This window comes from Shewanella sp. 11B5 (genome assembly GCF_002836795.1).
Lineage (GTDB): Bacteria > Pseudomonadota > Gammaproteobacteria > Enterobacterales > Shewanellaceae > Shewanella > Shewanella frigidimarina.
This window is the reverse complement of record NZ_PJAP01000292.1, coordinates 1-7,355: the sequence shown is the minus strand read 5'-3', so window position 1 is coordinate 7,355 and position 7,355 is coordinate 1. Positions and strand designations below refer to the sequence as shown.

The following is a 7,355-nucleotide window of genomic DNA, read 5'->3' as shown; positions in this document are numbered from 1 at the left end:
CTTGATGATCTAACGCAGGTAAATTAATTTTCCTTACCTCACCGTCAACGCGGATCATAGGAGAAACGCCTGCTGAAAGATGTAGATCTGATGCTTTGTGTTTTACACTAAAGGCGAGTAATTCAGTGATTTCCATTGTAGAGACATCCAGTTAACCAACATTATGACAACAATAGCAGACAGAATATCAATCGCCCAGAGTAGAATTAGTCAAGCGGCGCAAAAGTGTTCACGTTCATCGGCCGAAATAAGCCTACTGGCTGTGAGCAAAACTAAACCCATTAGTGACATAGTTGCAGCTTATCAAGCGGGGCAACGTCTATTTGGCGAAAACTATGTCCAGGAAGGCGAAACTAAGATTAATGCCTTACAGGCAGATTATCCTGATATTGAGTGGCATTTTATTGGCCCGCTGCAATCGAATAAAACCAAAATTGTTGCCGAACATTTTGATTGGATGCATACCTTAAGCCGCGCTAAAATAGCCCAACGTTTACATGAGCAACGTCCAAATGACAAGCCGCCATTAAACGTGTGTATTCAAGTTAATATTAGCCAGGAACAATCTAAGTCGGGCGTTAATGCTGAAGATGTCGCCATGTTAGCACTTACTATCTCCTCCTTAAGCAACCTTAAGTTACGCGGATTAATGGCTATCCCAACGGCAACTGATGACATACAACTTCAACAACAAGAATTTAGCCAATTGAAGCAAATTTTTGACCAACTTAAGCAGCAATATCCTAGCGTTGACACGCTATCAATGGGCATGAGCGGCGACATGGACATCGCCATCGCTAATGGCTCAACCATGGTACGCATCGGCAGTGCGATCTTTGGCCAAAGATAAAATCAACAGCCTAGAGCGCTGCGCTGCTAGAAGCTATAAAATCTATAGCAACAGCCTAGAACGCTTCGCTGCTAGGTCGCTTCGCGGCTAGATGCTATAAAATCAACAGCCTACTCGCGAAGTGACTAAATCAAGCAGCGAAGCTGTCCCTAGAAGCGTAGCGATCCTAGCAGTGACGAAGTCACGCCCTAGATCCTAGCAGGACGTACGTAGCGACCCTAGAAGCGTAGCGTCCTAGGGCTGAATTAGGTAACATACACAGTAATTGGACATAAATTCACTCTTTTATTGGATACAGACTTAATGACTCAAGCAAAAGTATGTTTTATCGGTGCGGGCAATATGACTCGTAGCATTATTAGTGGCTTAGTTAAGCATGGCTATCCTAGTGACCTTATTCATGCAACCAATCCAAGCAAAGGTAAGTTGGATGCGTTGCAGCAAGATTTTTCGATTCAAGTTTCTCACGATAATCATGCAGCCGCACAAGCTGCCGATGTAATCGTGCTAAGTGTAAAACCTCAATTAATGGCGACCGTTTGTGAAGACTTAAGTTCACTCGATTTAGCCAATAAGTTAATCATCACTATCGCTGCAGGTATTCCAGCGTCTCGTTATCAAGACTACTTTAAACAACCGATAAGACTTATTCGCACTATGCCTAATACTCCAACTCAAATTGGCTATGGTATGACCGGTATTTATGCCGATGACAGTATTTCTGCCGAGCATAAAGCAATTTGCGAAACCTTAATGCAAAGCGGCGGTAAAGTGGTTTGGGTTGATAAAGAACCGGAATTAGATCAAGTAATAGCACTTGCTGGTAGCTCTCCTGCTTATTTTTTCTTGTTTATCGAGTCTATGATCGCCTCTGGCGTCAACATGGGTATGGCTGAAGACAAAGCAAGATTCCTTGCTGAGCAAGCAGCATTGGGTGCTGCGCAGATGGTGATACAAAACCAACAGTTATCGGTAACCGAATTACGTCAAAATGTAATGTCAAAAGGCGGTACTACGGCTAGAGCAGTTGAAACATTCCAACAAGGCGGGTTAGTTGAATTGGTTGATAAAGCGATGACAAACTGTGTTGCTAGAGCCCAAGAAATGGCTAAAACATTCTAACGTTATGAGATGAATGATTATTTAACTTACGGTTAACCTCTTTGGTGTAAAATAGTTGCGTAAAACTAAGCTTATAAACACCAAATCTGAGTGATAATCCGTTATATTGGTCACTCAGTAAATCGTATCGTTAAATATTAGCGCAGTTAATTTTAGTACTAATTTACACTCAAATCTGCGCTCTAATTTAAGTACAATATTAAGCACTAAATCACATCAACGTAAGGCAACATACATGAATGCAATGAGTTTTTTAGTCAACACTCTGTTTGACTTATACCTAATGGTCGTCATTCTTCGTTTTTGGCTACAGCTTGCAAGAGCGGATTTTTATAATCCATTTAGCCAATTTGTGGTTAAGGCGACACAACCGATTATCGCACCAATGCGTCGACTATTACCCTCAGTAGGACGTTTTGATACTTCATCAATGGTACTGGCCCTGATTGTCGTGTTGGTCAAAATGTTAGTGCTTACTTTCATTGCAGGGGCAACTGTAGATATTGTTACTCTACTATTATTCTCAGTGATATCTGTCGTAAAACAAGCTGGCGTGTTACTTTTTTGGATGTTACTTATCCGCGCAGTATTGAGCTGGTTTAACCAAGGTTATAACCCAATTGTGATGGTGATGACCCAATTAACAGAACCTATTTTAGCCCCAGTGCGCAAAGTACTGCCTGCTATTGGTGGCTTGGATTTATCTGTATTAGTGGTATTTATTGCGATGAATTTCATTAACATGTTGTGCGCGCAATATATTCCTTTTTGGTCAATTATTTAGATTTAGAACAAACCTAACTAATGAATCCAGTAAGCTATATTAACGATGAGCAGCAAGGTGACTTGCTGCTTTTTGTTTATGTGCAACCCAAAGCCAGCCGCGATCAAATTGTCGGTTTGCACGGTAACGAATTAAAAATAGCCATCACAGCACCACCTATTGATGGTAAAGCAAATGCTTATCTGTCTAAATATCTTGCAAAAGCCTGTAAAGTACCCAAAAGTCAGGTTCATATCATTAAAGGTGAACAAGGTCGTCATAAACAAATTAGAATATGCCAACCCCAGGTTATTCCGCCAGAAATAGCCGCCCTTTTGTCACCGCTTTCTCTATAATAATGTTATTGCTCACGCCCATTAAGGACAAAATTATGTTTCATTCTCTGTGTTTATCTCGCTCATTATTACACATGTTATTGTTGTCACTCATAACCATCACCAGTATTGGCTATGCTCATGCAGAGCAAAAACTACAAGTTGGTCATTTTGATATTCATTACATGGCGCTCAGTAGCACCTTTATTACTCCTGAAATAGCCAAAACCTACGGAATTGAACGTAGCAGTTACAATGGATTGGTGAACATTACCGTGCTCAATACTAATCTAGAAGGGAACCCTGCTATCCCTGTTGAAATATCAGGTATAGCTAATAACTTACTAGATGCCCGCATAACGCTTGATTTTAAAGAGATCCGTGAAGGAAATTCTATCTATTACATAGCAGAAGTGCCATATCGTAATGACCAAGAGGTCAATTTCACAATTGCCATTAAATACGGCAACCAGCTAAACACCTCATTGAAATTCAAACAAAAGTTCTATGTAGATTAAATTATCGATAAAAAGCCTAGAGCGCTGCGCTGCTAGGACGCTTCGCGGCTAGATCCTATAAAATCAACAGCCTAGTCGCCCAACGACTCAATCTTAGCAGCGAATCAGTCCTTAGCAGTGACGAAGTCATGCCCTAGAAGCGAAGCGCACTATCCGCGTAGCGGCCTAGGATCTTAGCAGCGAAGCTGTCCTTAGCAGTGACGAAGTCACGTCCTAGAAGCAAAGCGCACTATCCGCGTAGCGGTCTAGCTACTCCCATAGCCTATCGCGGGGTAGTTAGAGTATAATGACGGCAAATTTACCCTCATCTAAAAAACTTATGCATACCTTAGCCAAACAACAAATTGTTCTTGCCAGTGGCAACAAAGGCAAACTTGCCGAATTTGATCAAATGCTGACAGCATTTAATATTGAAGTATTACCACAGAATCAATTTAACGTGACAGAGGTTGCAGAGACAGGCACTACATTTGTAGAAAACGCCATTATTAAAGCTCGCCATGCCGCTGAAATAACGGGTAAAGCTGCAATTGCAGATGACTCAGGCATTGAAGTTGATGCACTACAAGGTCAACCAGGGATTTACTCGGCACGCTATTCTGGTCCTGGTGCAACTGAAACTAGCAACTACCTCAAGCTACTTGATGCATTGCAAGGTGAAACACTTCGAAGTGCCCGTTTCCAATGTGTACTTGTGTATATGCGTCACGCGAAAGATCCTACGCCAATAATTTGCCAAGCCTCATGGGAAGGAACAATAAACCATGCCCCACAAGGCGAACAAGGCCATGGATATGACCCAGTGTTTATTCCACAAGGTTTTGATTGCTCGGCAGCTGAGTTAACTCGTGAACAGAAAAATGCCCATAGTCATCGAGGCAAAGCACTTGAGTTATTAGTGAGTGCCATGAAAGCCCAAGGTATTATTTTATCGAACAATACTTCTGGCGGTCATCAATAAATGACATTGCAACTACCACCTCTTAGCTTGTATATCCATATTCCTTGGTGCGTGCAAAAATGCCCTTATTGCGATTTTAACTCTCATGGCCAAAATGGTGAGTTACCACAGCAACAATATGTCGATGCGTTACTGGACGATTTAAAACAAGACTTGGCTTATGTTCAAGGTAGAAAGGTGCATACCATCTTTATCGGCGGTGGCACGCCATCGTTATTTGACGCTAGCCAAATTCAACGCATACTTGAAGGCGCACAAGCATTAATCCCTTTTGAAGATAATATTGAAATCACCATGGAAGCCAATCCAGGTACATTAGAGCACGACGACTTTAGTGCCTATCGTGCTGCGGGTGTCACGCGCTTATCTATTGGGGTGCAAAGTTTTTCAAAAGAAAAACTTAATCTGCTAGGACGTATCCACAATGAAGATGAAGCTAAAGTGGCGGCTGAAAAAGCCAAACAAGCAGATTATTTAAGTTTCAATCTCGACTTAATGCACGGTTTACCAAACCAAAGCTTTGACGAAGCCATGCATGATATCGACACAGCAACAGCTTTAGCCCCACCGCATCTTTCTTGGTATCAACTCACCATTGAACCCAACACCTTGTTTCATTCAAAACCGCCACAATTACCAGATGATGAGAACCTGTGGCAAATTTACGAGCAAGGTCAGCAGCGCTTAGCGGCATTAGGTTATGAGCAATACGAAATATCGGCCTATGCCAAACCGGGATACCAATGTCGCCATAATCTTAATTACTGGCAGTTTGGCGACTACCTTGGCATCGGTTGCGGTGCCCACGGTAAGATCACTCTCCCCGACTCAAATCGGATTGTGCGCACCGTAAAAATAAAACACCCTAAGGGCTACCTCGCTGCGGATAAATATACCTTTGAAACGACAGATGTCGTTGAAGAAGACCGTCCATTAGAATACTTAATGAACCGCCTAAGATTAATGACTCCAATCCCTAAAACCGAATTTGAGCAACGTACAGGTCAATCGGCCGAGGTGGTAAAGCTGGGAATGCAAAAATCAATTGAACGGGGATTATTGACAGAAACCAAAACACATTGGCAATTGACCTCTAAAGGCCACATGTTTGTAAATGATTTGCTGTCTCAATTTATTTAACTTAATCAGCCGATTTAAAAAAAACAATATGACTCGCAGTTTACTTTTTAATCCGGAAACTGCGAGCCAATAATCAGAAAATCGGCTTCTACCACTACATTCCACTTACCTTAAATACACACTTTCTAACATTTCTATTCACACTTTTAGACAAAGCTTGATTAGGATATGCGCCTATAACTTAGGTACTTTGGGAAGATATCAATGTCTATTAAAACTAAAACAACTCTCGTTGCTGTCGCGTTATCAAGTTTATTAAGCGCTTCAGCCATTGCGAACTTGCACAACATGCCGCAATTGAGCCAACAAGAAAGTACAGCGACATCAAGCCAACAAACCGAGTCAGAAAAAGCCAACGCATTGTTTGAAGCCATTTTTATGGAAAATGTGATGGCAAATCCAGTCAATCAAACTTACCTTGGCATAAAACAAGATTACGGCAAGTGGAATGACTTGTCTGACGCTGCTGCCGATGCAGATTTAGCCCGCAGTAAACAGCAACTCACAAGATTGACGAGCCTTGATGCCAACAAACTAAATGAACAAGCGGCCCTCAGTTATGAACTGTTAAAAGCTGGCTTAGAACACAGTATTAGCGATGATAAATGGCGTTATCACACTTATCCGATTAACCAAATGTATGGAGTCCATTCTGTAGTGGCTTCATTTCTGATTAATCAACATCAGGTTACCGATGAAAGTGATGCTAAAGCCTATATTAGCCGTTTGAACGCCATACCAACACTACTGGCACAATTAGAAACCTCGTTAGAAATTCGCGCTAAAAAACATATCATTGCGCCAAAATTTGTATTTCCATACGTAATTTCTGATAGTAAAAACATTATCACTGGCGCCCCATTTACAGATACAGGAAAAGACAGTGCATTATGGGCTGATGCGACACGTAAAATAAATAAACTCGATATAACTGATGACAGAAAAAAAGCATTACTAGATGAGGTTAAGCAAGCTCTACTGACTAAAGTAAAACCTGCCTATGAGCAATTAATAACCTACACCAAGTCACTTGAAGCTCGCGCCGATACTCGAGATGGAGCTTGGAAACTGCCTGATGGAGAAGCGTTTTACAATAACGCTCTAGCACGTACTACCACAACCGACATGACCGCAGACACGATACACGATCTTGGCTTATCAGAAGTTAAGCGTATTCATGATGAAATGCGTATCATTATGAAAAAGGTACACTTTGCCGGCGGCTTACAAGAGTTTTTTGTGTTCATGCGCGATGATAAACAATTTTATTACCCAGAAACTGATGAAGGCAAAACGGCATATCTGGCTCAAGCAAAATCACTGATCGATACTATGGAGTCTCGTTTAGACGAAGTATTTACTATTAAGCCTAAAGCCGAATTAGTAGTTCGAAAAGTAGAAGCGTTTAGAGAAAAGTCTGCTGGTAAAGCATTTTACGACCAACCTGCACCTGATGGTTCTCGCCCAGGAAGCTATTACGCTAATTTATACAAAATGGAAGCGATGCCAAAGTATCAAATGGAAGCACTTGCTTACCATGAAGGCATTCCAGGGCATCACATGCAAATTGCTATTGCACAAGAACTGCAAGGTATTCCAAAATTCCGTAAATTTGGTGGTTACACGGCTTATATTGAAGGTTGGGGACCTGTCTCTTATCACATCT

Annotated in this window: 8 protein-coding genes and 1 pseudogene; 8 read left to right on the top strand and 1 reads right to left on the bottom strand. The window is 41.6% G+C overall.

What is annotated here, in order from left to right:
* Positions 1–136, bottom strand: a pseudogene (locus tag CXF78_RS05650) (twitching motility protein PilT); the annotation flags it as partial.
* Between the two features lie 27 nt (positions 137–163).
* Between CXF78_RS05650 and CXF78_RS05645 the strand changes: the two are divergent.
* From CXF78_RS05645 to CXF78_RS05610, 8 genes are all read left to right on the top strand, one after another.
* A complete protein-coding gene (locus CXF78_RS05645; protein WP_102036227.1) occupies positions 164–850 on the top strand; it encodes a YggS family pyridoxal phosphate-dependent enzyme in 687 nt (228 codons plus the stop codon).
* A gap of 303 nt (positions 851–1,153) precedes the next feature.
* Positions 1,154–1,972: a pyrroline-5-carboxylate reductase gene (gene proC / locus CXF78_RS05640; protein WP_102036226.1), complete on the top strand. Its 819-nt coding sequence runs from the start codon at positions 1,154–1,156 to the stop codon at positions 1,970–1,972.
* 235 nt (positions 1,973–2,207) lie between these two features.
* The gene (locus CXF78_RS05635; RefSeq protein ID WP_011638310.1) at positions 2,208–2,756 is read left to right on the top strand and encodes a YggT family protein; all 549 of its coding nucleotides are present in this window, start codon (positions 2,208–2,210) and stop codon (positions 2,754–2,756) included.
* A 20-nt stretch (positions 2,757–2,776) separates the two neighbouring features.
* Positions 2,777–3,091: a DUF167 family protein YggU gene (yggU, locus tag CXF78_RS05630; RefSeq protein ID WP_102036225.1), complete on the top strand. Its 315-nt coding sequence runs from the start codon at positions 2,777–2,779 to the stop codon at positions 3,089–3,091.
* Between the two features lie 74 nt (positions 3,092–3,165).
* A complete protein-coding gene (locus tag CXF78_RS05625) occupies positions 3,166–3,588 on the top strand; it encodes a DUF4426 domain-containing protein (RefSeq protein ID WP_180957055.1) in 423 nt (140 codons plus the stop codon).
* A 286-nt stretch (positions 3,589–3,874) separates the two neighbouring features.
* Complete coding sequence (gene rdgB, locus CXF78_RS05620; protein WP_102036223.1) at positions 3,875–4,549, top strand: RdgB/HAM1 family non-canonical purine NTP pyrophosphatase; 675 nt, start codon at positions 3,875–3,877, stop codon at positions 4,547–4,549.
* Positions 4,550–5,689 carry a radical SAM family heme chaperone HemW gene (hemW, locus tag CXF78_RS05615; protein WP_011638314.1) on the top strand — a complete coding sequence of 380 codons (1,140 nt, stop codon included), beginning with the start codon at positions 4,550–4,552 and terminating at the stop codon, positions 5,687–5,689.
* Between the two features lie 204 nt (positions 5,690–5,893).
* Positions 5,894–7,355 (top strand): DUF885 domain-containing protein (locus CXF78_RS05610; RefSeq protein ID WP_102036222.1); only part of this gene is annotated, 1,462 nt, incomplete at its 3' end.